Below are 24690 nucleotides of genomic sequence, written 5' to 3'. Positions count from 1 at the left end.
ACGGTGAGGGCGCCTGATACAAGAACAACGGAGGGCTCGCCCCATGACCAGTACACTCGACCGACTCGCCCGACAACTGCGCGAGTCCGTGCAGGAAGATCCCGCCAACGGCGTGTTCCGCTGCCGCCGCGACATTTTTACCGACCCTGACCTGTTCGCTCTGGAGATGAAGCACATCTTCGAAGGCGGTTGGCTCTACCTGGCCCATGAGAGCCAGGTGCCCGAGATCAACGACTATTTCACCACCTGGATCGGGCGCCAGCCGGTGGTCATCACCCGCGACAAGCACGGCAGCCTGCATGGCCTGGTCAACGCTTGTGCGCATCGCGGCGCCATGTTGTGCCGGCGCAAGCAAGGCAACAAGGGCTCGTTCACGTGCCCGTTCCACGGCTGGACATTCAGCAATGCGGGCAAGCTGCTCAAGGTCAAGGACGCCAAGACCGGGGCCTACCCCGACAGCTTTGACTGTGACGGCTCGCATGACCTCAAGCGCCTGGCGCGGTTTGAAAACTATCGCGGCTTTCTGTTCGGCAGCCTCGGCGAGGACGTGCCTGAACTGAGCGACTACCTCGGCGAAACCCGCGTGATCATCGACCAGATGGTCGACCAGGCGCCCTTGGGCCTGGAGGTGCTGCGCGGCAGCTCGACGTATGTCTATGACGGCAACTGGAAGCTGCAGATCGAGAACGGCGCCGACGGTTACCACGTCAGCTCGGTGCACTGGAATTACTCGGCGACCATGGGCCGGCGCAACTATGAGGCCGAGGGCACGCGCACCGTCGACGCCAATGGCTGGTCGAAAAGCCTCGGCGGCGTCTACGCCTTCGATCACGGGCATATCCTGCTGTGGACACGCCTGCTCAACCCGGACGTGCGCCCGGTGCATGCCCATCGCGAGGCGCTGGCCGAACGCCTCGGCCAGGCGCGTGCCGACTTTATCGTCGACCAGACCCGCAACCTGTGCCTCTACCCGAATGTGTACCTGATGGACCAGTTCTCGACGCAGATCCGGGTGGTGCGGCCGCTCGCGGTGGACAAGACCGAAGTGACGATTTATTGCATGGCGCCCATCGGCGAAAGTGCCCAGGAGCGCGCCACGCGTATCCGCCAGTACGAAGATTTCTTCAACGTCAGCGGCATGGGCACACCGGACGACCTGGAGGAATTCCGCGCCTGCCAGACCGGCTACCAGGGCGCGAGCACCTTGTGGAACGACCTCAGCCGTGGCGCCAAGCAATGGGTCGAAGGCGCCGATGAAAACGCCAGGGCCATGGGCATGCACCCGCAACTCAGCGGGGTCAAAACCGAAGATGAAGGGCTGTTCGTGCGCCAGCACGCGCATTGGGCCGCGAGCCTGCAGCGCGCGATCGAACGTGAGCAGCAAGGCCTGATTGCCAGCGACCGGGAGGCGGTGTGATGAGCCTGTCCCGTGACCGCCTGCTCGACTTTCTCTACCGCGAAGCGCGCTTGCTCGATGACCGCCAGTGGGATGAATGGCTGGCGTGCTATTCACCCAAGGCGGAGTTCTGGATGCCGGCCTGGGACGACCACGACACCCTCGTCGAAGACCCGCAACGCGAGATCTCGTTGATCTACTACCCCAGCCGCGACGGCCTCGAAGACCGCATCTTCCGGATCAAGACCGAGCGCTCCAGCGCCAGTACGCCGGAACCGCGCACCGTGCACCTGCTCAGCAACCTCGAAGTGCTGGCCGACGACGGCGCGCAGGTCGAACTGCGCTTCAACTGGCACACCCTCAGCCATCGCTACAAGACCACCGACAGTTACTTCGGCACCTCGTTCTACCACCTCGATACCCGCGCCGAGCAGCCGTTGATCACACGCAAGAAGGTCGTGCTGAAAAACGATTACATCCACCAGGTCATCGACATCTACCACATCTGAGGACACCGCCATGACGTATGCCATTGCCCTGAACTTCGAAGATGGGGTCACGCGTTTCATCGACTGCAAGGCGGGTGAGAAGGTGCTCGATGCTGCCTTCCGCCAACGCATCAACCTGCCCATGGACTGCTCGGACGGCGTGTGCGGCACCTGTAAATGCCACTGCGAAACCGGCGCCTATGACTTGGGCGACGACTACATCGACGACGCCCTGAGCGAAGACGAGGCGCAGCAGCGCCAGGTGCTGACCTGCCAGATGGTGCCGCAGTCCGATTGCGTGATTGCCGTGCCGCTGCCGTCCAGCGCCTGCAAGACCGGCACCACCGCATTTGCCGCGACGCTGACCGGCATTACCCGCCACGCCGATGCGGCGCTGGAGGTGCGTTTCGAACTGGACCAGGCCCCGGTGTTCCTGCCCGGCCAGTACGTGAACATCGGCGTGCCCGACAGCGGCCAGACGCGTGCGTATTCGTTCAGCAGCCGCCCCGGTGAGACCGGCGCGAGTTTTCTGATCAAGCACGTGCCGGGCGGATTGATGAGCGGCTGGCTGCAGCGCGCGCAACCGGGCGACAGCGTGACCATGACCGGCCCGCTGGGCAGTTTCTACCTGCGCGAAGTGGCGCGGCCGTTGCTGTTGCTGGCCGGCGGCACCGGCCTGGCGCCGTTCCTGTCGATGCTCGAAGTGCTTGCGCAGCGCCAGGAAACCCGCCCGATCACACTGATCTACGGGGTCACACGCGACCAGGATCTCGTCATGGTCGAGGCACTGCAGGCGTTTGCCGCACGGCTGCCGAGCTTCAACTTCATCACCTGCGTGGCCGACCCGCAGACCGCGCATCCACGCCAGGGCTATGTCACCCAGCACATGGCCAGCGAAGTACTCAACGACGGTGATGTCGACGTGTACCTGTGCGGGCCGCCGCCGATGGTTGATGCCGTGCGCCAGCACTTCAAGACGCAGGGCGTGAACCCTGCGAGCTTCCACTACGAAAAATTCACCCCCAACGTCAGCGCCAGCTGCGATGCCGCCTGAGGACATACGCATGACTTCACGTTTCACTGACAAAGTCGCGCTGGTCACCGGCGCGGCCCAGGGCATTGGCCGCCGTGTTGCCGAGCGTTTGCTGGAGGAGGGCGCCTGGCTGGTGGCGGTGGATCGCTCGGAACTCGTGCATGAGTTGCAGCATGAGCGCGCGCTGCTGCTCACCGCCGACCTCGAACAGCACGCCGAATGCGCGCGGGTGATGGCCGCCGCCAAGGCGCGGTTCGGGCGCCTCGACATTCTGGTCAACAACGTCGGCGGGACCATCTGGGCCAAGCCGTTCGAGCACTACGCCGAGAGCGAAATCGAAGCCGAAGTGCGCCGTTCATTGTTCCCGACGCTGTGGTGCTGCCATTGCGTGCTGCCCTACATGTTGGAGCAGGGCAGCGGCGCCATCGTCAATGTGTCTTCGGTGGCCACCCGTGGGCTCAATCGCGTGCCGTACGGCGCGGCCAAGGGCGGGGTGAATGCACTGACTGCCTGCCTGGCCCTGGAAACCGCCGGCAGCGGCATCCGCGTCAATGCCACCGCGCCCGGCGGCACCGAGGCGCCGCCACGGCGTATCCCGCGCAACAGCCAGCCACAGAGCGAGCAGGAGCGCCTGTGGTATCAGCAGATCGTCGACCAGACCCTCGACAGCAGCCCGATGAAGCGCTACGGCAGCATCGACGAACAGGCCGGCGCGATTCTGTTCCTGGCCTCCGACGAGGCGTCCTACATCACCGGCGTAACCCTGCCGGTAGGGGGTGGCGACCTCGGCTGACCGCCCGCTTTCACCTGCGTGTTCCACCTGCAGACATTGACTCACAACAACAATAAAGAGAGCACTGCCATGCGTACCCATGATGTCCATTCGATAATTGATAATGCCCCGTTCAACCGCTTTCACTGGCTGATCGTGAGCCTGTGTGCGGTGCTGTTGATCTTTGACGGCTATGACCTGTTTATCTACGGTGTGGTCCTGCCGTCGATCATGCGTGAGTGGGGGCTCACCCCCTTGCAGGCCGGCGCCCTGGGCAGCTATGCGCTGTTCGGCATGATGTTCGGCGCGTTGATCTTCGGCACCCTGGCGGATCGCTTCGGCCGCAAGAAAGGCATCGTGTTCTGCTTTGCGTTGTTCAGCATCGCCACCGTGATCAACGGCTTCGCCAGCAGCCCGACCGAGTTCGGGATCTGCCGGTTTATCGCCGGGCTCGGTTGTGGCGGGCTGATGCCCAATGCCGCCGCGCTGATCAACGAATATGCACCGAAAAAAGTCCGCAGTACCTTGATGGCCTTCATGTTCAGCGGCTACTCCCTGGGCGGCATGCTCGCGGCGAGCGTGGGGATTTTCATGCTGCCGGCCTATGGCTGGTCGTCGATGTTTTTTGTCGCGGTCATCCCGCTGCTGTTGCTGCCATTGGTGGTGTACTGGCTGCCGGAATCGATTGGTTTCCTGATCCGCCAGGGCCGCACGGACCAGGCACGGGCACTGCTCGCGCGGCTGTCGCCGGGCACGCCGATCAATGCCGACGACGAGTTGGTCATCGCGGACATCAAGGGCAAGGGCGCCTCGGTGGTGGAGTTGTTCCGCCACGGCCTGGCGGTGCGCACGGCAATGATCTGGACCGCGTTTTTCTGCTGCCTGCTGATGGTCTATGCATTGAGTTCATGGCTGCCCAAACTGATGGCCGGCGCCGGCTACAGCCTCGGGTCGAGCCTGTCGTTCCTGGTGGCGCTGAACCTGGGTGGCATGGCGGGCGCGTTGATCGGCGGGCGCCTGGGTGATCGCCTCAACCTGGTGACCGTGACCATCGGTTTCTTTATCGCCGGGGTCTTCTCGATCAGCCTGCTGGGCATCAACAGCCCGATGCCGGTGCTCTACTTGCTGATCTTCATCGCGGGCGCGACCACCATCGGCACGCAAATCCTGCTGTATGCCGGGGCGGCGCAATTGTATGGCTTGTCTATCCGCGCGACTGGCCTGGGCTGGGCGTCCGGCATCGGCCGCAATGGTGCCATCGTCGGCCCGCTGCTGGGCGGTGCGCTGATGGCGATTGAACTGCCGCTGCAGCTGAACTTCATGGCCTTTGCGATTCCCGGTGCCATCGCCGCATTGGCGATGACCGTCTTTGCCCTGAATGAGCGGCGCACCCGTGTCGTCTTGCCGACCGCCCAGGCGCTGTGACCTGCCGAACCGTCGATAACAACAATAACGAAGAGCAACGACATGCACACACAACGTATCTGGCTCGCCCTGTTGGGCGTGCCCCTTGCGGCGACGGCTGACGAGGGTGGTTTTCTCAAGGACTCGACGGCCACCCTGCAGGCCCGCAACTATTACTTCAGCCGCGACTTCTCTGACATCGTCGGGGCCAATCGGCAATCGCGGGCCGAGGAGTGGGGCCAGGGCTTCATCCTCACTTACAAGTCCGGCTACACCCCAGGCCCCGTGGGCTTCGGCCTGGATGCGCTGGGCACCCTGGGCCTCAAGCTCGACAGCAGCCCGGACCGGGTCAATACCGGCTTGCTGCCGGTCAAGGACGATGGCCGCGCCGCCGACGAGTACAGCCGCCTGGGGCTGACCTTCAAGGCGCGGCTGTCCAACACCGAATTGAAGGTCGGCGAGCTGCAGCCCAACCTGCCAGTGCTGGCCTTCAGCGACATCCGCCTGCTGCCTCCGAGTTACCAGGGCGTGGGCATCAGCTCCAGCGAGATCAACGGCCTGGCGTTGCAGGCCGGGCACTTGAGCACCACAAGCCTGCGCAACGAGGCGGGTGACGAAAAGATGATCGCCATGCTCGGCCATGTACCGCAGCGCGGGGCCGAGAGTGATGCCTTCAACTACGTGGGCGGCGACTATGCATTCAACAGCAAGCGCACCAGCGTCAGTTATTGGCACGGGCAGTTGAAGGACATCTACGCCCAGGATTTCATCGGCCTCAAGCACAGCCAGCCGCTTGGCACCTGGGTACTGGGCGCCAATCTTGGCTATTACACTGCGCGCGAAGACGGCGACCGGTTGCTCGGCAAGATCGACAACCAGGCGTTTTTCTCGCTGTTGTCGGCCAAGCGCGGCGCGCACACGGTCTATGTGGGTTACCAAGCGATGTACGGCGACAGCGCTTTTCCGCGCGTCTTCGCCAACATCAGCCCGCTGGGCAACGAGGTGCCGACCTATGAGTTCGCCTACACCGACGAGCGCTCGTGGCAAGTGCGCTACGACTACGATTTTGCCGCGCTGGGCCTGCCGGGACTGACCACCACCGTGCGCTACATCACCGGCGACAACGTAAAGACCGGTGCCGGCTACGAGGGCAAGGACCGCGAGCGCGACCTCGACATCGGGTACGCCGTGCAAAGTGGCGTGCTGAGCGGCCTGGGCATCCGCATCCGCAATGTGATGGCGCGCTCCAACTACCGCAGCGACATCGATGAGAACCGGCTGATCCTCAGTTACACCTGGAAGCTGCTCTAGACGCCGCCCTGGCAGGTGCCCATCACGCTGTAGTTGAGCGTGTGGCTGACGCCCTGGCTGTCGAGATACACCAGGGTCGCGGGCTCGACCTGGCAACTGCCGGGCACCGCCGTGACGGAAACAATCTGCTGGATATCCAGCCCCTGGCTGTCATTGCCGCCGGCGGCGAAAGCGCCGGTGGCGGTGAGCAGCAAAGCAACGCCGAGCAATCGAATTTTCATGGTGTCGTCCTCTATCAACAGGCTCCAGTGTAGTGGCAGCAGCGCCGTATTAAAGACAGGAACCGGTAAATGACCCGTACGTATTGCGTAGCAATCAAGGCCCGACGCTGATGGACGTGTTCAATGGCATGCGGGTGTTTGTGCAGGTGGTCGACAGCGGTAGCTTCGCGGCGGCGGCAGAGGTGTTGAGCCTCTCCGGCGCGCACGTCTCACGGTTGATCGCCGACCTGGAGCAGCACCTGCAGACGCGCCTGCTGCAGCGCACCACCCGACGCCTGAGCCTGACCGAGTCGGGCGAGCGTTTCCTGCTGCGCTGTCGCGGCATCCTCGACGACATCCGGGACGCCAGCGCCGAAGCCAGCGGTGCCCACCTCAACCCGCGCGGACGCCTGCGCGTGCACTGCATGAGCGGGCTGGGCGTGCTGATCACCCCGCTGATTGCACGCTACAGCGAGCTTCACCCGCAGGTGTCGATGGAGCTGAGCTTGTCCCAGCACACCCCTGATCCGCTTGAGGAGGGGCATGATGTGGTGATCTCCATCGCCCATGCGCTGCCGGATTCGGCCCTCGTCAGCCAGACCATCGGCCAGTTGTTCAGCGTGCCGTGCGCAGCGCCCCGTTACCTGGCAAACCATGGCGTGCCCGACCATCCCGGGCAACTGCTGCAACACCGGCGCCTGCACCTGCAGGATTTTCAGGAAGATGAGTGGCGCTTCCAGGGCGAGGCGGGAGACCTCAGCGTGCCCCCCGGCACGGCCTTCCGGACCAACGTGGCCGACGCAATGGTCAAGGCGACGCAAGAGGGCATGGGCATCAGCCTGTTGCCGTTCTTCAGCGCTGCCCCGGCCTTGCAGGACGGCTCGCTGCTACGCCTGCTGCCGGAATATCGGCTGCGTGAGCGCACTATCTTCGCGGTGTACCCCTCGCGGCGCTTTCTGGACGCCAAGGTGCGCACGTGGGTGACGTTTTTGCAGGCCAGCCTGCCGGCGTTGTTGGCCGAGTACGTCGGGGTGGTGGAACAACCGGGGCATTGGGCGCCGCGTTGATCTCGCGGGCTGAGCAAACCCTGCGATCATCGCTGGGTGTCCCGATCACCATGGAACCTGGGAATGCGACCATTGAGGGAGGGCAGATACCGCCAGCGAAAAGCACCCACGGACGCGGCTGGCTGTCGGCGCAGCCATGCCGAGACCGCCTCGGCGGCGATCGCCAAGGCAAGCGGCTGGCCTGGACATTGATGTCTTCCCGCGCCAAAGCTGAAGGTTCGTCGCTGGGTTCGTTCGAGCAAGCAGCGATCGGGGTCCGGGTTCGCACCGGGATCCCGGTTGGCTGAGGCGAGCAATAGGAGAACGGTATCGCCTGGCGCCAGTCCGTTGCCCTCGATATTGCATTGCTGGGTGACGAATCGCCGGGTGTTTTGCACCGGTGAGTCGTAGCGCGCCACTTCTGCCACCAGGTCTGCAACCTGCTGCCCGCCTTCAAGCAGTCCAGGCTCACGATGCAGCGCCACGAGGCTGTTGCCGATCAAGCCTGCGCTGGCTTCGCAGGTCTGCGACAACAGGCCGATCAGGTTGGCGATCAATGCCTCGCGGTCTCTCCAGGCGGTGGCTGCGCAAGCGCTTTGGACGTGGCTCAAGAAGCGGCTACTGTCATTGGCGTCGCTCAGCAGCGCGCTGAATAATTGCCTGAGTCGAGTCGCCGCGCCATGGGCGCTGTCGAGTTGAATGTCGTCGCTCAGGGGCGACAGGCAGGCAACAAAATCCCGCGTCAGCCTTGCGACGTCCTGTAGCTGGCAGGGTGGGAAGCCTATGAGCGCTGCAATGACGCACACCGGTACGGTGAACATCAATTCATCCAGGTGCTCGACGGGGAGGGTCTCGACCAGGCGTGCCACGAGGCCTGCGATGCGTTCTGTCTCGACAGCGGCCAACGCCGGTTCGATGGCCATCCTCGGGCACATGTGCTGCGGGCCCTCGTTCATGCGCATCAAGCGAGCGAAAATCATCCCCGCGGCGCCTTGCGCAATGGCCGCGGGAACCGGCTCGTCCGGCGGACGCACCCGACAGTCGGGGTGCCCCAGGAGGGCGTCGACCGCGCTGGCACTACTTGCAATCCATAACCGAAGGTCGGTATCGAAGTACAGCCCACCTTGTCGCCTGAGGTAGGCGTAATAAGGGTAGGGATCGGCATGGGTTGCGGCTTCAAAAGGCGTCATTCCTGGAGTCCTGTTCACAAAGAACGGCTACTATCGAACACCTTTCATGCCGACGATTCGCTCAGGAACGAAATATGGATGCCCAAGGCAATGACAGCGCGATTTCTCGGGTAGCCGGTGCCATTGCCGAGCCTGCGAGGACTAAAATGCTGTGTGCGCTGATGGATGGCCACGCACGTACCAGTACCGAAATGGCGGTTATCGCCGACGTGAGTGCATCCACGGCGAGTGCGCATCTGGTACGGCTCAAAGACGCCGGCTTGGTAAGGCTGCATACGCAGGGTCGGCATCGCTACTACAGCCTGGCGGACGTGCAGGTGGCCCAGGCGATCGAGGCCCTCATGGTGATCAGCCAAAACGTGGACACGCGCTACGTTTCCACGACGCCGAGCCGATTGCAGTTTGCGCGTACCTGTTATGACCACATGGCAGGATCATTGGCCGTGCAGCTGCACGACCACTTCATCGCGTCAGGCTGGCTGACCGTGGCGGATGCCGGAGATGTCCTGTATCAGCTCACGCCGAGCGGCGAAACAGCCATGACGGGGTTGGGTATCGAGGTGGAAAAGGCCAGGGCCCAGCGACGTCGTTTCGCGTGTTCATGCCTGGACTGGAGCATGCGCCGCCCTCATCTGGCGGGGGCGCTCGGCGCGGCCTTCCTGCAGATGCTCCTGAGCCGCCAGTGGGTTATTCAAGACCTCGACAGTCGCGCACTTGGGTTGACAGTCAAGGGGCGGGAAGCGCTGTCTGGCCGGTTCGGGATCACGCTTGAAAGCCCACAGGTGCAGGGATCAGTGCAGCGAAAGATCAACCGATCCGCCGAACTGGCCTGTGACGGCTGACGGATCCGTGTCTGGCAAAGCAGCCTCTGCGTGTTCGCGGAGCATTGGCACGTTGCCGGTGACTTCGGCGCGTGGCTGGTTGTTCGTGCCGTGTCCATGGTCGCCACCTCAAAGATGCTCGATCACCATCACCGCAGTCGTGTCGGCCTCAAGCGCTTCGAACACGTGAGGCGCATTCGCCAGGTAGCTTATGTAGTCGCCCGCGTTCAGCAACACCGGTCCGTCCGCCGGGCCGATGCGGGCACTGCCACTGCACAGCACCACGTGCTCTACGGTGCCTGCCGGGTGAGGCTGGGACAGGCGAACTTCGCCAGGCTGTACCTTCAACCGGTAGAGGTCGCGCCGCACTCCGGCCGGGCAGTCGGCAAGCAGTGTCGCGGCATAATTGGCCGTCTCGGCATACGTCGTCATGCCCTCGTTGGCGCGGATCACCCGCAGGGTTTGCTGGGGTTGCTCGAAGAAGCGAGTGACTTGCAGGCCCATCGCCATCGCCAACGACCACAAGGTTTCGATGCTGGGGTTACCGATTCCCGACTCCAATTGAGACAAGGTCGATTTCGCCACCCCGGCGCGCTTCGCCAATTCGGTCAAGGACAGCCCGGCGGCCAGGCGTTCGCGCTTGATTGAAAGCGCCAGCAGATCGATTCGGCTGGGATTATGGCTCGTGAGGCTGTTCGTTATGTTGGTCATTTGTTCTTCAAATCATCCGATTGAGAATTGACGCTCTGGGTTAGCGTGTTCATTATAGTGGTCGTTAGTTCATTATAAAGTTCTATTTGTCGGACCAATCCGCGAACGGCGGCCTGGGTCACGGCAATGTCGACAGCAAGGAAGCCGAGAGTGATGAAGGCGCAAACCCGTGGAACGTTAGAAATGATTTCGGCCATGCTGATCTCCGGCACGGTGGGCTGGTTCGTCATCATGTCGGGGCAGAGCCCGCAGGCCGTGGTCTTCTGGCGTTGCGTGTTCGGCGCGTTGGCGATGTTGGCCGCGTGCCTGATGCTGGGGGGGCTGCGTCGCCCGCTGATCACTGCCCGGCAGTTCATTTGGGTGTGCCTGGGCGGGGTGGCGCTGATGCTCAATTGGGTGCTGCTGTTCAGTGCCTACCAACACGCCTCAATCGCCATTGCCACGGTGGTTTACCATGTCCAGCCGTTCATGCTGGTCGGTCTGGGTGCGCTGTTTTACGCCGAACGCCTCAGTGTTGCCAAGCTCGGCTGGCTGCTGGTGGCCTTCGCCGGCCTGATGCTGATCGTGTTCGCCAAGGGCGGCGGGCAGGCCAGCGGCGCCGACTACCTGCTGGGCGTCTGCTTGGCGCTGTCTTCCGCCTTCTTCTACGCGGTGGCAGCAGCGATCACTAAGCGCCTCAAGGAGGTGCCCGCGCACCTGATCGTGCTGATCCAGATGGTGGTCGGCGTGCTGGTGCTGGCCCCATTCGTGGACTTTGGCAGGGGCGACACGGTCGGGGATGCCTGGATTTACTTGATCATTATCGGCGTGGTTCATACCGGGCTGATGTCGACGCTGCTCTACAGCGCCATCCAGAAAATCCCCACGGCCCTGGTCGGGGCTCTGTCATTCATCTACCCGATCGCCGCCATCCTGGTCGACTGGGTGGCCTTCGCGCATCCGCTCACCAGCCTGCAAGTGATTGGCGCGAGCGCCATTCTGCTGGCGGCGGCGGGCATGAACTTCGGTTGGTCACTGCGCCGTCCCGGGCCGCAGATAATCGCGCTGACTGACCGCCGTGGTCGCCAGGATTGACCTGGGCGGTGTTTCAACTCGGTCACCTGTGGCTGGTGTGGCAGGCGCTGTCATATGACGTTGAGGGTTGGCATACGCTGCTGGTCGCCACTCCGGGCAGATCTGTACGATGGAACCGGACCCCGCCAAGATTTGAGCTGCCATGGTTCACGCTGCAGCGCAGGAGGAAGGTAGTCATAGCGGAGCGGGTGACGCCCGGCAGCCTTGCCCAGAGCCCAACTGCCAGTGCAGATAGCAGCACCTAACCTGCGCTCGAGCGGGCCTGTGGAGGGTGCTGCGATACGCTGACTGCACAATGGTCGCGTCAGCCTCGGTGGAACGGTTCACCCCTCGATCTTTGCACTGGCCTGCTGTAACTCCCGAGCGTCCCCCCCCAGCGCACCGGTGGCTTGGGCTGCCAGTTTCAACAGCATCTTGCGCGCACTCGTAATGGCGTCTTCGTTGAAACGCTCGGAGGGCCCCGAGAGGGTCAGGGCGCCTTTGAGTTCGTTATTCATGCCGAACACAGGTACCGACACCGCTGCGGTATCGGGATCGCGTTCGCCAAAAGAACTCGCCCAGAGTTGCTCGCGAACATTGGCAAGCGCATCAGCAACAGACGGGCCGAAAGTCCGCAGAATCTTTCCCGAAGCCCCGGCGTTAAGTGGAAAACGATCACCCTCGTGAATGGAAACCCGCACGGAACGCTTGGGTTCGACGCGGAAAAGCACCACCCGACTGTCGTTTTCGATGACGTAGAACGAAGAAGTTTCCCCGCTCTCTTGCGAGAGCGTTTCGAGTATTGGGTAGATGATGTCGCGCAGGCTAAATGAACTTTGGTAAAGCGGTGCCAGCCGAAGGGGTTCGTGGCCGATAGCGAATTGTCCGTCCGGCAATCGACGAATGTAACCGGCTCTTTCCAGGGAGATCATTAAGCGCAGGATGGTACTTTTGTAGAGACCGGTGCGGCGCGCCAATTCCGCCAGCGGCAACACGCTGCACTGCGTGTCGAAGGCGCCGAGTATGGCAAAGGCGCGGTCCACCGCGGCAACGCCGCCGTCAGCGGGATCTTTCTCAGGTTTTTCGTTACTGTTCATGGTCATTTCGGCCAGTGATTGGGCTGCAAATCCATCATCGTGAGTAAGCCCACCCTTGCGACGGGTGAGCAATTTGACGATACCTTACCCGCAGCGCCTACTCGCCGACTAGTCTGTCTGGCAGCACATCATTCTGGCCCTGAGCATTCGCTGCTCAAGCGTCACGCATGAAGAAACGCAGCGACACGGCCATCAGCGCGGCAAACAACAGTACGCAACCCATGACCATCAGGCCCGCGGTGAACGACTGCGTGGCGTCTTTCAGATAGCCCATCAGGTAGGGGCCGACGAAGCCTCCGAACGCGCCAAAGGTATTGATCAGCGCAATCCCTCCCGCGGCGGCCCGGCCCGAAAGGAACTTGGCCGGCAAGGTATAGAAGATGGTTTTCGCAGAAATCGTCCCGACCAGGGCCAGGGTGATGCCTATCAGCGCCGGGGCCAGTGCGTTCATGTTCAGTGCGAACATCAACGCCAGGCCCGCCAGCACCAGCGCAATCACCAGGTTAAGGATGCCTCTGCCCGTGCGGTCGACATACTTGGCCCAGAACAGCAGGCCTAGGGTGGAGAAAAAGTACGGAATGGCGGCGACCCAGCCGATCATGCTGATTTCCACGCCATGCGCCTTGAGCATCTGTGGAAGCCAGATGCCAATGCCGTACGTGCCGATGGTGAAGCTGAAGGTGATCGAGCTGAGGATCCACACGCGTGGATCCTTGAGTACAACACCGAAGTCATGGCGTTTCTGATCCTTGCCGGCTTCCTTTTCCACCATGTCGTTCAGGGCATCACGTTCTTCCTGCGTCAGCCATTTGGCTTCGCTGGGGCGGTTTGCCAGGACCTTCAATGTGATCAACCCCAGCACACACGCCGGAATGCCCTCGATCAGGAACATCCATTGCCAGCCGGCCAGGCCCCAGATGCCGTGCATCTGTAGCAACCAGATTGACAGCGGGCCGCCGACCAGAAAGGAAATAGGGGTAGCCACGGTGAACCACGCCAATACCCGTGTACGGTATTGCGCGGGGAACCACAGGGTCAGGAAGAAAATCACGCCAGGAAAAAAGCCCGCTTCCGCCACACCCAGGATGAAGCGCACGGCATAGAAACTATAAGGGCCGATAACCCAGGCTGTGGCCGCTGCGGCCAGGCCCCAGCTAATCATGATGCGGGCCATCCACACCCGGGCCCCGAAACGGTACATCGCCAGGTTGCTGGGCACTTCGCAGAGGCAGTAGCCGACGAACATAATGCCGGCGCCCAGTCCGAACTGGGCCGCAGTAAGACCGAGCTGATCGGTCATCTGCAGCGCGGCATAACCCACACTGGTGCGGTCCAGATAGTTGAAGAAATAGGCCAGTGCAAGCAGTGGAATCAAGCGCCAGGCGGCTTTTTTCATCGCTCGGCGTTGAAGTCCCGAATGCACTTCAGGCTGGGACTGGGGCAAGTGGGAAGTCGTGGTCGTGACGTTAGCCATGACTGTATCCTCGGTATTGTTGTTATGGATACCGTGGCGGGATACGCCGACGGTTCTGGCAGGATTTCGTGCGGTTCCGGCACTCCGTTCTGCGGTTCACGCCGAGCCTCCCTCGGCGCGTCAGATTTATCGGCAGCCGCAACGGGCCCAGGTTGGCCCGCCGTAGCGCCGGTCAGGCGCTCTTGATCGTGCCTGTGGCCTCAAGGGCGTCGATCGCCTCGGCGGTATAACCGAGTTGTTCCAACAGTTCCCGAGAGTGGCTACCCATTTGCGGAACATTCAGGCGTGCGCCAAAACGCTGGCCGTCCATCTCGAAAGGGAGCATCGGCACTTTCACGGACTCGCCGTTGGGCAGCGCCAGTTCTGTCATGCCGCCGGATTCGTTGAGGTGGTGATCGTCGAACAGGTCATCCGGGCGTTGAATCGGGGAGAAGGGCAGGCCGGCCTGTTCACACAGCTTCATCACCGCCTGCTTGCTCATGCCGGCAACGCGTTCACGTACCAATGGCATAATCTGCTCGCGAGCAATCACACGCTGGTTATTGCGCGCAAGAGCCGGGTCGTTGCCCAGTTCCTGGAAGTCGAAGGCGGTGCAGAACGCTTGCCATTGGCTATCGCTCACCACGCCGATAAAGACCTGTTCGTTTTCTTGATCCGTATCAAACACGTCATAGATCGCCCAGGCAGAAATGCGGCTGGGCATGGGGGCGGCGGAGGCGCCCGTGACCACTTTCTGCATCATGTGCTGGGCTACCAGGAACGCCGAGTTCTCGAAGAGCCCGGTCTGGACGAATTGACCGCGTCCGGTTTCCTTGCGCTGGAGCAGGGCCGCCAGGATGGAGACGGCGCTGAACATGCCGCCCATCACATCGTTGACCGACGCACCGGCACGCAGTGGGCGCCCGACAGGGCCTGTCATGTAGGCTAACCCGGTCATCATCTGCACGACTTCGTCGAGGGCGGTACGGTTTTCGTAGGGACCCGGCAAGAAGCCTTTCATCGAGCTGTAGATGATGTCCGGCTTGATGGCTTTAACCTGTTCATAGCCCAGTTCCAGTTTTTCCATGGCTCCGAGGCGGAAGTTCTCGATGACCACATCGGCGGTGGCGATGAGTTTTCGCACCGCTTCCTTGCCTTCGTCGGATTTGATATCCACCGCAAAACTCTTCTTGTTGCGGTTGTAGGTCATCCAGTAGCCCGCGCCGGAGCCCATCAGGCGGCGGGTGTTGTCGCCCTCTGGCACGGGCTCAACCTTGATCACCTCGGCACCAAGATCGGCGAGCAGCAGGCCGCAGGTTGGGCCCATCACCATGTGGACGAACTCGATCACGCGGATCCCGGCCAGTGGCAGCTGTTTTTCTTCTGGCTGGTTCATACGCGCTCCTTGGCATAGGTGAAGTTCTTGCCCACGCCGGCATCGGGGATGAAGCCATACAGCGGTTCACCTGGCAGCCCTTTAACCAGCCAATCCCGTGCATGAACCAGGCGGTCAAGGTCAACGCCAGTGCGCAGGCCCATCGATTCGAGCAGGTAAACGAGGTCTTCGGTAACGATATTTCCCGAGGCGCCAGGCGCGTAGGGGCAGCCGCCAATACCGCCTTGGGAACCATCGAACGTAGTGACGCCAGCTTCCAGTGCCGCCACGACATTGGCCAGGCCCTGCCCGCGGGTATTGTGAAAATGCGCACTGCCGCTGAGTGCGCCTATTTCGTTGCGTAGCCGGATGAATAGGCGGCGCACTTGAGTGGGGTTGGCATAGCCGACGGTGTCGGACAGGCCGACCTCATCGACACCGAGTTCGGCCATTTTCACGGCAATGGCGAGGGTCTCGTCATCCGTGACCACGCCTTGAAGCGTGCAGCCAAAAGCCGTGGAGACGCCTGCTTCTATCTGGATGCCGGGGAAGTGTTCGTTGCGCAACGCAACCACGGCTTTCACCTCTTCGAACACCTGCGCGTGAGTCTTGCGGATGTTGGAGATCGAGTGCTGCTCACTGACAGAGATGGGCAGGGTGATCTTGTGTACACCGGCGTGAAAGGCCGCTTCAGCCCCACGAAGATTAGGCACCAGGGCGGTCACGTGCAGGTTCGGCAGTGTCAGCGCATGGGCCACGACGAGCGCACAGTCCGCCATTTGCGGCAGCAGCTTGGGAGGCACAAACGACCCCACTTCGATCTCGCGTAGGCCTGCTGTTGCCAGTGCCGTTATCCATTCCAGTTTGAGCTCGGTAGACATGATGGCGTTGACGCTTTGCAGGCCATCGCGCGGCCCCACTTCACTTACCAGGATGTCGATTTCAGTGGCGTCTTTCACAGTAGGTTCTCCTCATCTGCGGGACAGCCTGTTGAACATTCACGCAATGCGGCGGTTAGGAAAAGCACGTATTGTTATGTCTGTTCTGTCAGGCAGAATATTGTTCTATTCCTAGTATTGGCCTTGAAAATACCTGCTGTCAACGGCTGTCTTGATGCACTCACACCCCCATGCCTCTGGCGCTTTCAAAGGGTTTCTGGTTATCCCGCGGAATAATTTTTGCTCTGCGCGCGCAACGCCCCAGCGAAATCCCGCGCTTGACAGGCAATCAAAATGCTTGGAAAGTTATTCCGCTAGAAGGAATGTTGTTCTATCAGATAGAACAAATAAAAACAAAAACCTCTGTGCATCTGGACGGCAAGGCGTTACCTGAAGCAATTAGGTTCGCCTTCCTTGTCACGATGCCAGTTGATACGCGGAGTGCTGCCATGAGCCTGTATCCCCCACCTCAGGAGAGGACCACCGAGGTCTTCACCCGGCTGCCCGAGAAGTTCTGGCGCAACGGCGACTCGGATTGGGTTCGTGCCAACAAACCGGGCCAGAAGGTTGCCAGTTTTCTGGAAGGACCCTCCTTCGACCGGGCCGGCAATCTTTACGTGACCGATATCCCCTACGGCCGCATCTTTCGCATTTCACCGCAGGGGGAGTGGGAGTTGGTCGTGGAGTACGACGGCTGGCCCAATGGCCTGAAAATTCATGGTGATGGCAGAATTTTCATTGCCGACTACAAGCGCGGCATCCTGGTCCTGGACCCGCTAAGCAAGCGCATTGAGCCTTTCCTTACCCACCGCCGCAGCGAGGGCTTCAAGGGCGTCAATGACCTGTTTTTCGATCATGAAGGGCGTCTCTACTTCACCGACCAGGGCCAGACCGGCATGCACGACCCCAGTGGCCGTGTGTTTCGCTATGACCTGCAAAGCCAACGTCTGGATTGTCTGTTGGATAACGGACCGAGCCCCAATGGCCTGGTCATGGACCTGCACGAGCAAGCATTGCTTGTGGCCATGACCCGGGGCAATTCGATCTGGCGCCTGCCCATTCAATCGGACGGCACGACGTCCAAGGTCGGAGTGTTCACGGCCATGGCAGGCGGGGTGAGCGGCGCGGACGGCATTGCACTGGATGACCAGGGCAACCTGTTCGTTTGCGATGCGGGTAATGGCTGCGTATGGGTCTTCGATCGCCATGCGGTGCCTCTCTATCGCCTGCGGTCCTGCACCGAAGGACGGACCTTGACCAACCTGGCGTTTGGCGGTGAAGGCAACCGGCACCTGTTCGTCACCGACTCTTCAACCGGCCACATCCTCAAGATAGCCATGGAGCATCCTGGCAAGCCGATGTTCTCGCACGCCACTACGTAACTACAGATACGCAAGCCCAAGGCGCGTGGATTCGATTCGCCTCGAACCGCGCTAATGGCTGCGCTTTGCCCAAACAAAACCAATAAGAAGAGGGACACATGCTTACGATCCTCAGCTACACAATGATCGCCTGCTTCATGTACCTGATCATGAGCAAGCGACTGTCACCACTGGTTGCACTCGTGCTGGTGCCTATCGTGTTCGGCTGCCTCGCCGGGTTTTCCACCGCCCTGGGCCCGATGATGCTCGACGGCATGAAAATGCTCGCCCCGACGGGGATCATGCTCACCTTCGCCATCCTGTATTTCTGCATGATGACGGACGCAGGTCTGTTCAACCCGCTGATCAAGTTGATCCTGCAGCTGGTCAAGGGCGACCCGCTGAAAATCGTGGTGGGCACCGCGATCCTGGGCATTTGCGTGGGCCTCGACGGGGATGGTGCAACGATGTACATCATCACCACAGCAGCGATGCTCCCGCTCTACCGCCGTACGGGTATAAGTCTGCAAGTCATGGCGACAGTGCTGATCCTGACCATTGGTGTGATGAACATCCTGCCGTGGGCCGGCCCGTTCTCCCGCGCGGCCAGTGCTATGCACGTCGACATTACCGACCTGTTTATCGAGATGATCCCAATCATGATCGCGGGGCTTGGCTGGGTGATCTTCAGTGCATTCTGGCTTGGCTTGAAAGAACGACGCCGCCTCGGGATCTTGACGCTCGACAACGATGAGCTCATGGATCAGTTCACAGAGTTTCGCCTGGGTGACTGGCGCTTTCTGTTCAACGCCGCGCTGACCATCACCCTGATCGCGCTGATGATGCTTAACCTGATGCCACTGCCGGTGCTGTTCACCATCGCCTTTGCCCTGGGCCTGATGGTCAACTTTCCCACGCTCAAGGCGCAGAAAGCGGTGATCGGCAAGCACGCCGACAACGTCATGGCCGTCACCTCGCTGATTTTTGCGGCAGGTATTTTTGTCGGCATCATGTCCGGTACCGGCATGGTCAAAGCTATCTCCGAAAGCCTGATCATGGTCATCCCGGATTCCGCCGGGCATTTCATGTCGGTGTTCACCGCCTTCATCAGCATGCCATTCACCTATGTCCTGACCAACGACGCCTTCTATTTCGGCATTCTGCCGATCCTGGCCGAGACCGCCAGCCATTACGGCATCGAAGCTCAGGAGATGGCGATTGCGAGCCTGATCGGTCAGCCGGTGCACCTTCTCAGCCCACTGGTAGCCTCTACTTATCTGCTGTGCGGCCTCCTGGATGTGGACTACGGCGACAACCAGCGCGCCTCCATTTTCTGGTGCATCGGTACCTGCCTGGTGATGTTTGTAGCCGCTGTCGTGCTGGGTTCTATCGATATTTATAACTGAGGGTCTACGCCGTTACGCGGGGCGGTTGGGGCGTCCACCATTATTTTGCCGCAATGGGTCTAATCAGCCCATTGTCGAGCCGCCTTCTGGCTCTGCACTAGGAGTTGCGCGCATAAACTGCCTCGATCGCACCTGGCATTTGGTGAAACAACGGATCTATGCAAATGCTCGTCGAGGTAGAGGTCCGGTAGGTGGCGCGAAAGGCGTGGGCAGTGATGTCGTACTCTGGCCAGATACGCTGAAAGGACGTGAGCATGGAGGTCGGGTTTATGGGAGGTCCCGGATAGACCGGCGAGACGAACACCCAGCCTTTGCCTTCTACCAATGGCAGGCAATATGTGGTTGTTCAGCGCTCCGCTAAACCCTCCATTACAAGCTATCGGGATCGCCAAAAAACATTTTGACTAGGCTCTAGGACGATATTTTCAGGCAGAAAAATATCAAATATGCCCCCAATTTTGCCCCCAGTTGCATGCGATGCACTCGCAATTGCGAGTGCACGCCCTGGCGGTGATGCTACGTGGGGCTTGATGGCTTTCGGTGGCGCAGCCCTTTTGAAATTGGCTGGTTCGCCCGCCTTACACATGCTCACTGGCTGCGAGTCTGCCGGTATCTACTGATGCATCTCCGTCACGGACATGGTGAACACCAACTTGGATCTGCCAGCGTTGGAATAGGAATGAGGTACATCGGTTTTCGCCACTGCCGAACTCCCCGCAGGGATGACCAACTCTGTTTCCCCTACCACGCATTTCAGCGTGCCTTTCTCCACATGAAACAGTTCAAGCGTGCCCTGAGGATGCCCCTGTGAAGCGAAAGATTCGCCTGGATGCATTTCCCAACGCCACAGCTCGATCATATTAGGGCCGGACGTTCCCGCCAGGAGGCGCGCCGTTCCTCCCAGGTCACCGGTCCAGAGCGTGGGGATGTCTTGGCTGTCGATGATATGGGCGGATGGGGCTTCGGTCACATTGACGATGTCTGCAACAGACAGTCCAAGCGCGGCGGCGATTTTGCAAAGGATGCCGATACTGGGGTTCGCCGTACATTTCTCTATTTCGACAACCATTCCTTTGCTCACGCCAGCACGGCGGGAAAGTTCATCCAGCGTGATCTTCTGTGTTTTGCGTGCCTGTTTAAGTGTGCGCGCAACGGCCAGGCTGACGGCATGAGCATCAGCGCCAGGGGTAGTCGACAGGCTGGTATTGGTGGTCATTGATGAAGGTCATGAGAAAAATGTGCTGGGATTCTCGGCCTTTATAAGTAGCTCCGTCAATCGGCTCAGCCGTTATAGTAGATGATAATGGTCATTATATTGACTTTATTGGTCGTCGCTGACTAGCATGAAATGACATTTAGGTTCCTGGAGGTTTTTGATGCTGTCCGTACTGCCGTTAATCGATCAAGCCGTTGCCGAGCTGGCGCCGGAGTTCAGGGCCCTGAGTATCGTGGTGGAAGCTGCACCACTGGCTCATCCTGAGGTGGCCCAGGCTGCGCTGGACCGTGCTTGCAAGGCTGTGCAGGAAGGTGGGCCAAGCTGGGGAGAAGGCCATCTGGCTGCATGGGCTGAGACCTTTCGAAAGTTTGGGGCCAAGCCGCAGCGCACACCTTGTTCAGCTGAAGCGCTGCGTAAACGAGTTTTACGTGACGGCAGCTTGCCTAGCCTGGATCCCATCGTCGATCTCTACAACGCAATCAGCATTGAGTACGCCATCCCGGTTGGCGGGGAAAACATTGAAGCCTATGTGGGCTCCCCACGGCTCGTAGTCGCTGATGGCACTGAGGCTTTTGACACGATGAAAGAGGGGGCTGCTGCCTTCGAGTATCCGGATGCCGGCGAGGTTGTCTGGCGCGATGACAAAGGCGTGACCTGCCGTCGCTGGAATTGGCGGCAAGGTGTCAGGACCCGTCTCGGTGCTGACGCGAGGAGCATGTGGTTCATTCTGGAGAGTCTGCCGGCGATGCCGCTTGAAGCCCTGACGGAAGCGGGGGACAAACTCATCGAAGGGTTGCAGCAAATGATGCCAGGCGTCCAGATCGAAAGCTCACTGATTGGTCCTGGGGCCAAATAGTCCATAGACCACTGCAAGGAGTGATGACGATGTTTACCGGTCTTAGTGCATTTCCTCTGACCCCTATGGATGAGCAGGGTGTGGACGAAAATGCTTTTACTTGTCTTGTGCAGCAATTGGTAGCAGCTAAAGTAGATTCCATCGGGGCTCTAGGATCCACCGGAAGCTACGCGTATCTTTCTCGAGCCGAACGTTCTCGAGTTGCTCAGTTGGCAGTAGAGGCCGCGGAGGACGTGCCTGTGATGGTGAGCATCGGCGCGCTGCGTACACGCGACGTTTTGCTGCTGGCTGAGGATGCGCAAGCCGTGGGGGTCAAAGCCTTGCTGCTGCCACCCGTGTCATATCAAAAACTGACTCAGGACGATGTGTTCTCGATGTACGAAATGGTTTCGGCCAACGTCTCAATCCCGCTATGTGTCTATGACAATCCTGGTACCACTCATTTCGAATTTACCGATGAGTTACACGGGCGTATTGCAGAGCTACCCAATGTCAGCTCAATCAAAATCCCTGGCGTCCCCGAGGCGCCACATCTGGCCAGGGAGCGTGTGGAGCGCCTGCGGAAATTGATTCCGAGTCACGTGACTATTGGAATAAGCGGCGATGCGTTTGCCGCTGTTGGAATGAATGCCGGCTGCGATGCCTGGTATTCGGTCATGGGCGGTTTGTTCCCCAATACGGCGCTCGCCATCACACGAGCAGCATTGTCAGGTGACGCCTTTGAGGCTATGCGCCTCTCCGAATCCTTGAAGCCGCTTTGGGCATTGTTCAGCCAATTTGGCGGTAGCTTTCGCGTGATAGCCACGGCAGCGGAGCTACGCGGCATTACTCACTCTCCGAGCGTGCCTTTGCCGCTTAGAACCATCGAAGGGGAAGGACGCAAGCAAATTGCAGCGGTGATAGACGCGCTCGAATTGAGCTGAGCACTGCGGTGAACACTCTGCCTCATCATGGTTGAGGAGGCAGAAATCCAACTGCCTACAGTTTCAAAAACGTTGTGAAATGATCTTGGTGTCCCTCCAGGATTTCCCTGGGTAGGATCGTGCTAACACTTCCTCGATGCTGCAGGCCATGAGAAAGCACATGAGCAAGGATTTGTTCTTTGGTCATGTTGCCGGGTTTGCCATCCTTGAAAATAAATTCCACCGGTTCAGACAGCTCCTTTGCAGTGACTGATTTCGTGTAATCGACAAACCATTGATTTGCCGCTGTGAAAGCCTCTTCCAACTGACGAATGTCTTGCCGCTGCTCAGTGACGACGTCGTCAAATTCCTCCGGTTTTCCCTGCAGTCTGGCGATGAATAGTTGGTCCACAATATTGATGTGCCTGAGCCAATAACAGGCCTTCTCCATTTCCACAGGAAACGACTGCGAAATGGGCGCTTTCAAGCACCTGAATAACACATCCTCAGACCATGCCTTGTACTGATAAAGCGAGTGCAGCAGATTCTTGGCACACATGGTGTTCTCCCATTTCTAAGCATTGTCGGCCCTCGCACATCCCATGGGCTTGGACAAAAGGGGGGTTCGTGTAACGGGAACGGAATACCGTTAGCGAGATATAATAGTCGATATATTGACTTTTATGGTCATTGGTATGAAGCTGGATCAAAGGCGATTAACGCTACCGCATTGAATTCCGCAGAAGCCCCAGCTTGCAGGCGGCCGGCTCGGAAATGGCTTGAGGGTGTCTTGGATCATGAAATACGTCAGCACACGGACCCCTGGTAGAACGTACGAATTCAGCGAGGTGCTGATGGGGGCGTACGCGCCTGACGGTGGTTTGTACGTGCCGCACAAGGTTCCCCGCTTCAAAAAGGAGGAGCTCTCAAAGCTCGAATGGTTGCCCTTCCATGAATTGGCTCGCTACGTAATCGAGCCCTTTCTGGGGGGATGGATCGAGCAGGATCTGTTGTCTCGGATGCTTGAGGAGATTTTTGATTGTTTTAAAAGCAACGCAGTGACACCGCTGTACCAGACCGCAAGTAACGAGTGGATACTCGAATTGTTTCATGGGCCGTCAGGCGTCTACCAAGACGTTGGCCTTCAGTTGATGTCTCGCTTTATCGATCATGATTTACTCAGGTCTGGTAAGAAGGCGCTGATTATAGGTTGTACAGGTGGAGATACTGGCGCCGCAGCAATAAAAGCATTTTCGGGAATGAAGGGCGTTACGTTGTTGGTATTGCATCCTTCCATGGGGTTAACGGCGGAGGATCGCATACGCTTACTGAGTACGCACGAAGATGATGTTGTGAATGTTGCGGTCGACGGAGACTATTCTGATTGTCATCGTTTGTGTGAGCAGTTCCTGAAACAAAGTAATAATGCACGGCATCATCTTATTTCGTTCAACTCAGTGCATTGGGTTCGCGTACTTGCGCACCTCTCCTTCTATTTCTATTCTGCTCTTCAGCTCGGTGCGCCTAAAAGAGAGATTGCTTTCAGTGTCCCGACTGGAAATTTTGGCGCCCTGTACGCTGGTTATATTGCCAAGCAAATGGGACTGCCGATTCGACAGCTTATCGTTGCCACGAATACTAACGCCGGACTGCATAACTTTCTCCAATCAAATCTGTACAGTCGAAATGAAATTCGTGCTACCAAAATTCCCACGATGAATGTTTCATTAGCCTCTAATTTTGAGCGCCTACAGTGGAGCATTTTAAATCGATGCGGAGAAAAAGTAGCTCGTAATATGCAGTTGCTAGAAGGCGAGGGAACTATTCAGTTAGCGCAGGATGAATGGTTGGAGGCACGCAAACTGTTTGACTCACTGGCTGTGGACGATGCAGACGCATTCAGTTGTATTCATGAGGTCTTTGCAGAGAGTGGATATCTGGTCAGTCCCAATACCGCCATCGGCTTGCGCGCTGCACGTGTAAGCAGACGCAGCTTGATGATCCCCATGATTTGCCTGGCAACCACACATCCGTCGAAAGTTGGCACTGTAACCCAAAAGTCAGAGATTGTTGGCCACCTAAATACAATTGGTGTTCCTGTAGTTGCTGAACAAGACTGTACTTCAATTCCCAACGACGTCAGGTCGCTGATCTCACTGGTCAGGGCATTATCAAAAGACACGGAGTCTCACTCGTTATAAGTCCGGAGCCAGAGATGAAACGTGTTTTAGATAAAGTTGATGAAAAGATTTTGGAGGAGCTAACTCGCAATGCACGGTTGGCCCACAACGATATTGCCCTAAAAGTCAATTTGTCCAGGAACGCAGTCAGGCTGCGGATTGAGCGATTGGAGCGCGATGGGTATGTCCGAGGCTACACAATTATTAAAGGTATGCCTTCAGCTGATGCAGGACCCATTAATGCATTAATCTTCGTTTATCGTAAGGATCGTATGCGAGATTCAGAAGTTGTTCGTTCCGTTGGTGCAATGCCTGAAGTTATTTCCTGCAATGTGATGAGTGGCGACCTCGATATTGTACTGACGGTTCAGGCGATGAATGCAGATCGTATCCACAGGGTATGGAGTGAGATCTCGACGCTGCCGGGAGTCCTGAATACCGTAACGTCTTTTGTTCTGTCGAGCACAAAATAGCAAGTTGC

The 24690-nt window shown here is 59.3% G+C and carries 25 protein-coding genes and 1 pseudogene; 15 read left to right on the top strand and 11 right to left on the bottom strand.

Going from position 1 to position 24690, the window contains the following annotated elements; all coding sequences use genetic code 11:
* Nucleotides 1-43: 43 nt before the first annotated feature.
* The 6 genes from AC07SI_RS05230 to AC07SI_RS05205 all read left to right on the top strand — a co-directional run bounded on the left by AC07SI_RS05230 (nucleotide 44) and on the right by AC07SI_RS05205 (nucleotide 6404).
* Nucleotides 44-1417 carry a Rieske 2Fe-2S domain-containing protein gene (locus AC07SI_RS05230; protein ID WP_065905065.1) on the top strand — a complete coding sequence of 458 codons (1374 nt, stop codon included), beginning with the start codon at nucleotides 44-46 and terminating at the stop codon, nucleotides 1415-1417.
* On the top strand, nucleotides 1417-1905 hold the full coding sequence (gene benB, locus AC07SI_RS05225) for a benzoate 1,2-dioxygenase small subunit (protein WP_065905066.1): 489 nt from the start codon (nucleotides 1417-1419) through the stop codon (nucleotides 1903-1905). The genes AC07SI_RS05230 and benB overlap by 1 nt, the downstream gene beginning before the upstream one ends.
* A gap of 10 nt (nucleotides 1906-1915) precedes the next feature.
* Nucleotides 1916-2938: a benzoate 1,2-dioxygenase electron transfer component BenC gene (gene benC, locus AC07SI_RS05220; RefSeq protein WP_495005302.1), complete on the top strand. Its 1023-nt coding sequence runs from the start codon at nucleotides 1916-1918 to the stop codon at nucleotides 2936-2938.
* A 10-nt stretch (nucleotides 2939-2948) separates the two neighbouring features.
* The gene (locus tag AC07SI_RS05215) at nucleotides 2949-3710 is read left to right on the top strand and encodes a 1,6-dihydroxycyclohexa-2,4-diene-1-carboxylate dehydrogenase (RefSeq protein WP_495005301.1); all 762 of its coding nucleotides are present in this window, start codon (nucleotides 2949-2951) and stop codon (nucleotides 3708-3710) included.
* 69 nt (nucleotides 3711-3779) lie between these two features.
* Nucleotides 3780-5114 carry an MFS transporter gene (locus tag AC07SI_RS05210; RefSeq protein WP_065905069.1) on the top strand — a complete coding sequence of 445 codons (1335 nt, stop codon included), beginning with the start codon at nucleotides 3780-3782 and terminating at the stop codon, nucleotides 5112-5114.
* A 42-nt stretch (nucleotides 5115-5156) separates the two neighbouring features.
* A complete protein-coding gene (locus AC07SI_RS05205; protein WP_495005300.1) occupies nucleotides 5157-6404 on the top strand; it encodes an OprD family porin in 1248 nt (415 codons plus the stop codon).
* On the opposite strand, the gene AC07SI_RS05200 is transcribed toward AC07SI_RS05205, so the two are convergent.
* A complete protein-coding gene (locus tag AC07SI_RS05200) occupies nucleotides 6401-6625 on the bottom strand; it encodes a DUF2790 domain-containing protein (RefSeq protein ID WP_120448529.1) in 225 nt (74 codons plus the stop codon). The genes AC07SI_RS05205 and AC07SI_RS05200 overlap by 4 nt on opposite strands.
* Nucleotides 6626-6735: 110 nt before the next feature.
* On the opposite strand from AC07SI_RS05200, the gene AC07SI_RS05195 reads away from it, so the two are divergent.
* A complete protein-coding gene (locus AC07SI_RS05195; RefSeq protein WP_495005359.1) occupies nucleotides 6736-7671 on the top strand; it encodes a LysR family transcriptional regulator in 936 nt (311 codons plus the stop codon).
* A gap of 26 nt (nucleotides 7672-7697) precedes the next feature.
* Here AC07SI_RS05195 and AC07SI_RS05190 read toward each other — a convergent pair whose 3' ends face one another.
* Entirely contained in the window at nucleotides 7698-8840 is a 1143-nt protein-coding gene (locus tag AC07SI_RS05190) for a cytochrome P450 (RefSeq protein WP_495005299.1), read from the bottom strand.
* A gap of 74 nt (nucleotides 8841-8914) precedes the next feature.
* Here AC07SI_RS05190 and AC07SI_RS05185 point away from each other — a divergent pair, with 74 nt between their 5' ends.
* On the top strand, nucleotides 8915-9682 hold the full coding sequence (locus tag AC07SI_RS05185) for an ArsR/SmtB family transcription factor (RefSeq protein WP_495005298.1): 768 nt from the start codon (nucleotides 8915-8917) through the stop codon (nucleotides 9680-9682).
* A 108-nt stretch (nucleotides 9683-9790) separates the two neighbouring features.
* Here AC07SI_RS05185 and AC07SI_RS05180 read toward each other — a convergent pair whose 3' ends face one another.
* Complete coding sequence (locus AC07SI_RS05180) at nucleotides 9791-10372, bottom strand: helix-turn-helix domain-containing protein (RefSeq protein WP_120448533.1); 582 nt, start codon at nucleotides 10370-10372, stop codon at nucleotides 9791-9793.
* Nucleotides 10369-10569 (bottom strand): hypothetical protein, encoded by a 201-nt coding sequence (locus AC07SI_RS05175; protein WP_495005362.1) that lies wholly within the window; start codon nucleotides 10567-10569, stop codon nucleotides 10369-10371. The genes AC07SI_RS05180 and AC07SI_RS05175 overlap by 4 nt, the downstream gene beginning before the upstream one ends.
* Between AC07SI_RS05175 and AC07SI_RS05170 the strand changes: the two genes are divergently transcribed.
* Nucleotides 10526-11446: a DMT family transporter gene (locus AC07SI_RS05170; protein WP_495005297.1), complete on the top strand. Its 921-nt coding sequence runs from the start codon at nucleotides 10526-10528 to the stop codon at nucleotides 11444-11446. The genes AC07SI_RS05175 and AC07SI_RS05170 overlap by 44 nt on opposite strands.
* Nucleotides 11447-11769: 323 nt before the next feature.
* On the opposite strand, the gene AC07SI_RS05165 is transcribed toward AC07SI_RS05170, so the two are convergent.
* The 4 genes from AC07SI_RS05165 to AC07SI_RS05150 form a co-directional block, all read right to left on the bottom strand.
* Entirely contained in the window at nucleotides 11770-12594 is an 825-nt protein-coding gene (locus AC07SI_RS05165) for an IclR family transcriptional regulator (RefSeq protein WP_495005296.1), read from the bottom strand.
* Nucleotides 12595-12676: 82 nt separating this feature from the next.
* Entirely contained in the window at nucleotides 12677-13996 is a 1320-nt protein-coding gene (locus AC07SI_RS05160) for an MFS transporter (RefSeq protein WP_495005295.1), read from the bottom strand.
* A gap of 172 nt (nucleotides 13997-14168) precedes the next feature.
* Nucleotides 14169-15371 (bottom strand): CaiB/BaiF CoA transferase family protein, encoded by a 1203-nt coding sequence (locus AC07SI_RS05155; protein ID WP_282395888.1) that lies wholly within the window; start codon nucleotides 15369-15371, stop codon nucleotides 14169-14171.
* Nucleotides 15368-16309 (bottom strand): hydroxymethylglutaryl-CoA lyase, encoded by a 942-nt coding sequence (locus AC07SI_RS05150; protein WP_495005294.1) that lies wholly within the window; start codon nucleotides 16307-16309, stop codon nucleotides 15368-15370. The genes AC07SI_RS05155 and AC07SI_RS05150 overlap by 4 nt, the downstream gene beginning before the upstream one ends.
* Before the next feature lie 428 nt (nucleotides 16310-16737).
* Between AC07SI_RS05150 and AC07SI_RS05145 the strand changes: the two genes are divergently transcribed.
* Together AC07SI_RS05145 and AC07SI_RS05140 are read left to right on the top strand one after the other, a co-directional pair.
* On the top strand, nucleotides 16738-17670 hold the full coding sequence (locus AC07SI_RS05145) for an SMP-30/gluconolactonase/LRE family protein (protein ID WP_495005293.1): 933 nt from the start codon (nucleotides 16738-16740) through the stop codon (nucleotides 17668-17670).
* A 98-nt stretch (nucleotides 17671-17768) separates the two neighbouring features.
* Entirely contained in the window at nucleotides 17769-19055 is a 1287-nt protein-coding gene (locus AC07SI_RS05140) for a CitMHS family transporter (protein WP_495005292.1), read from the top strand.
* Nucleotides 19056-19114: 59 nt separating this feature from the next.
* Here the strand turns inward: AC07SI_RS05140 and AC07SI_RS05135 are convergent.
* Together AC07SI_RS05135 and AC07SI_RS05130 are read right to left on the bottom strand one after the other, a co-directional pair.
* Nucleotides 19115-19371: pseudogene (locus tag AC07SI_RS05135) on the bottom strand (tyrosine-type recombinase/integrase); the annotation flags it as partial.
* A 297-nt stretch (nucleotides 19372-19668) separates the two neighbouring features.
* Nucleotides 19669-20271, bottom strand: a complete 603-nt coding sequence (locus AC07SI_RS05130; protein WP_027616434.1) for an XRE family transcriptional regulator — start codon at nucleotides 20269-20271, stop codon at nucleotides 19669-19671.
* 160 nt (nucleotides 20272-20431) lie between these two features.
* On the opposite strand from AC07SI_RS05130, the gene AC07SI_RS05125 reads away from it, so the two are divergent.
* On the top strand, nucleotides 20432-21127 hold the full coding sequence (locus AC07SI_RS05125) for a B3/B4 domain-containing protein (protein WP_027616435.1): 696 nt from the start codon (nucleotides 20432-20434) through the stop codon (nucleotides 21125-21127).
* Nucleotides 21128-21156: 29 nt separating this feature from the next.
* Nucleotides 21157-22050, top strand: coding sequence for a dihydrodipicolinate synthase family protein (locus tag AC07SI_RS05120; RefSeq protein ID WP_027616436.1), 894 nt, complete (start codon nucleotides 21157-21159; stop codon nucleotides 22048-22050).
* 55 nt (nucleotides 22051-22105) lie between these two features.
* Here the strand turns inward: AC07SI_RS05120 and AC07SI_RS05115 are convergent, their stop codons facing one another.
* Nucleotides 22106-22588, bottom strand: a complete 483-nt coding sequence (locus AC07SI_RS05115) for a DinB family protein (protein ID WP_027616437.1) — start codon at nucleotides 22586-22588, stop codon at nucleotides 22106-22108.
* Nucleotides 22589-22826: 238 nt separating this feature from the next.
* On the opposite strand from AC07SI_RS05115, the gene thrC reads away from it, so the two are divergent.
* Together thrC and AC07SI_RS05105 are read left to right on the top strand one after the other, a co-directional pair.
* Entirely contained in the window at nucleotides 22827-24230 is a 1404-nt protein-coding gene (gene thrC, locus AC07SI_RS05110; RefSeq protein WP_495005291.1) for a threonine synthase, read from the top strand.
* A 14-nt stretch (nucleotides 24231-24244) separates the two neighbouring features.
* The gene (locus AC07SI_RS05105) at nucleotides 24245-24682 is read left to right on the top strand and encodes an Lrp/AsnC family transcriptional regulator (protein WP_027606629.1); all 438 of its coding nucleotides are present in this window, start codon (nucleotides 24245-24247) and stop codon (nucleotides 24680-24682) included.
* Nucleotides 24683-24690: the final 8 nt, after the last annotated feature.

The organism is Pseudomonas sp. GW821-FHT05D12 (genome assembly GCF_059419825.1).
Note: the sequence above shows the minus strand (reverse complement) of the source record. Positions and strands in the feature narration are given on the sequence as shown.

Excerpts from the sequence above, each read along its gene's own strand:
- AC07SI_RS05230 (WP_065905065.1), top strand. The coding sequence starts at position 44 with ATGACCAGTACACTCGACCGACTCGCCCGACAACTGCGCGAGTCCGTG.
- benB (WP_065905066.1), top strand. The coding sequence starts at position 1,417 with ATGAGCCTGTCCCGTGACCGCCTGCTCGACTTTCTCTACCGCGAAGCG.
- benC (WP_495005302.1), top strand. The coding sequence starts at position 1,916 with ATGACGTATGCCATTGCCCTGAACTTCGAAGATGGGGTCACGCGTTTC.
- AC07SI_RS05215 (WP_495005301.1), top strand. The coding sequence starts at position 2,949 with ATGACTTCACGTTTCACTGACAAAGTCGCGCTGGTCACCGGCGCGGCC.
- AC07SI_RS05210 (WP_065905069.1), top strand. The coding sequence starts at position 3,780 with ATGCGTACCCATGATGTCCATTCGATAATTGATAATGCCCCGTTCAAC.
- AC07SI_RS05205 (WP_495005300.1), top strand. The coding sequence starts at position 5,157 with ATGCACACACAACGTATCTGGCTCGCCCTGTTGGGCGTGCCCCTTGCG.
- AC07SI_RS05200 (WP_120448529.1), bottom strand. The coding sequence starts at position 6,625 with ATGAAAATTCGATTGCTCGGCGTTGCTTTGCTGCTCACCGCCACCGGC.
- AC07SI_RS05195 (WP_495005359.1), top strand. The coding sequence starts at position 6,736 with ATGGACGTGTTCAATGGCATGCGGGTGTTTGTGCAGGTGGTCGACAGC.
- AC07SI_RS05190 (WP_495005299.1), bottom strand. The coding sequence starts at position 8,840 with ATGACGCCTTTTGAAGCCGCAACCCATGCCGATCCCTACCCTTATTAC.
- AC07SI_RS05185 (WP_495005298.1), top strand. The coding sequence starts at position 8,915 with ATGGATGCCCAAGGCAATGACAGCGCGATTTCTCGGGTAGCCGGTGCC.
- AC07SI_RS05180 (WP_120448533.1), bottom strand. The coding sequence starts at position 10,372 with ATGACCAACATAACGAACAGCCTCACGAGCCATAATCCCAGCCGAATC.
- AC07SI_RS05170 (WP_495005297.1), top strand. The coding sequence starts at position 10,526 with ATGAAGGCGCAAACCCGTGGAACGTTAGAAATGATTTCGGCCATGCTG.
- AC07SI_RS05175 (WP_495005362.1), bottom strand. The coding sequence starts at position 10,569 with ATGGCCGAAATCATTTCTAACGTTCCACGGGTTTGCGCCTTCATCACT.
- AC07SI_RS05160 (WP_495005295.1), bottom strand. The coding sequence starts at position 13,996 with ATGGCTAACGTCACGACCACGACTTCCCACTTGCCCCAGTCCCAGCCT.
- AC07SI_RS05155 (WP_282395888.1), bottom strand. The coding sequence starts at position 15,371 with ATGAACCAGCCAGAAGAAAAACAGCTGCCACTGGCCGGGATCCGCGTG.
- AC07SI_RS05145 (WP_495005293.1), top strand. The coding sequence starts at position 16,738 with ATGAGCCTGTATCCCCCACCTCAGGAGAGGACCACCGAGGTCTTCACC.
- AC07SI_RS05140 (WP_495005292.1), top strand. The coding sequence starts at position 17,769 with ATGCTTACGATCCTCAGCTACACAATGATCGCCTGCTTCATGTACCTG.
- AC07SI_RS05130 (WP_027616434.1), bottom strand. The coding sequence starts at position 20,271 with ATGACCACCAATACCAGCCTGTCGACTACCCCTGGCGCTGATGCTCAT.
- AC07SI_RS05125 (WP_027616435.1), top strand. The coding sequence starts at position 20,432 with ATGCTGTCCGTACTGCCGTTAATCGATCAAGCCGTTGCCGAGCTGGCG.
- AC07SI_RS05120 (WP_027616436.1), top strand. The coding sequence starts at position 21,157 with ATGTTTACCGGTCTTAGTGCATTTCCTCTGACCCCTATGGATGAGCAG.
- AC07SI_RS05115 (WP_027616437.1), bottom strand. The coding sequence starts at position 22,588 with ATGTGTGCCAAGAATCTGCTGCACTCGCTTTATCAGTACAAGGCATGG.
- thrC (WP_495005291.1), top strand. The coding sequence starts at position 22,827 with ATGAAATACGTCAGCACACGGACCCCTGGTAGAACGTACGAATTCAGC.
- AC07SI_RS05105 (WP_027606629.1), top strand. The coding sequence starts at position 24,245 with ATGAAACGTGTTTTAGATAAAGTTGATGAAAAGATTTTGGAGGAGCTA.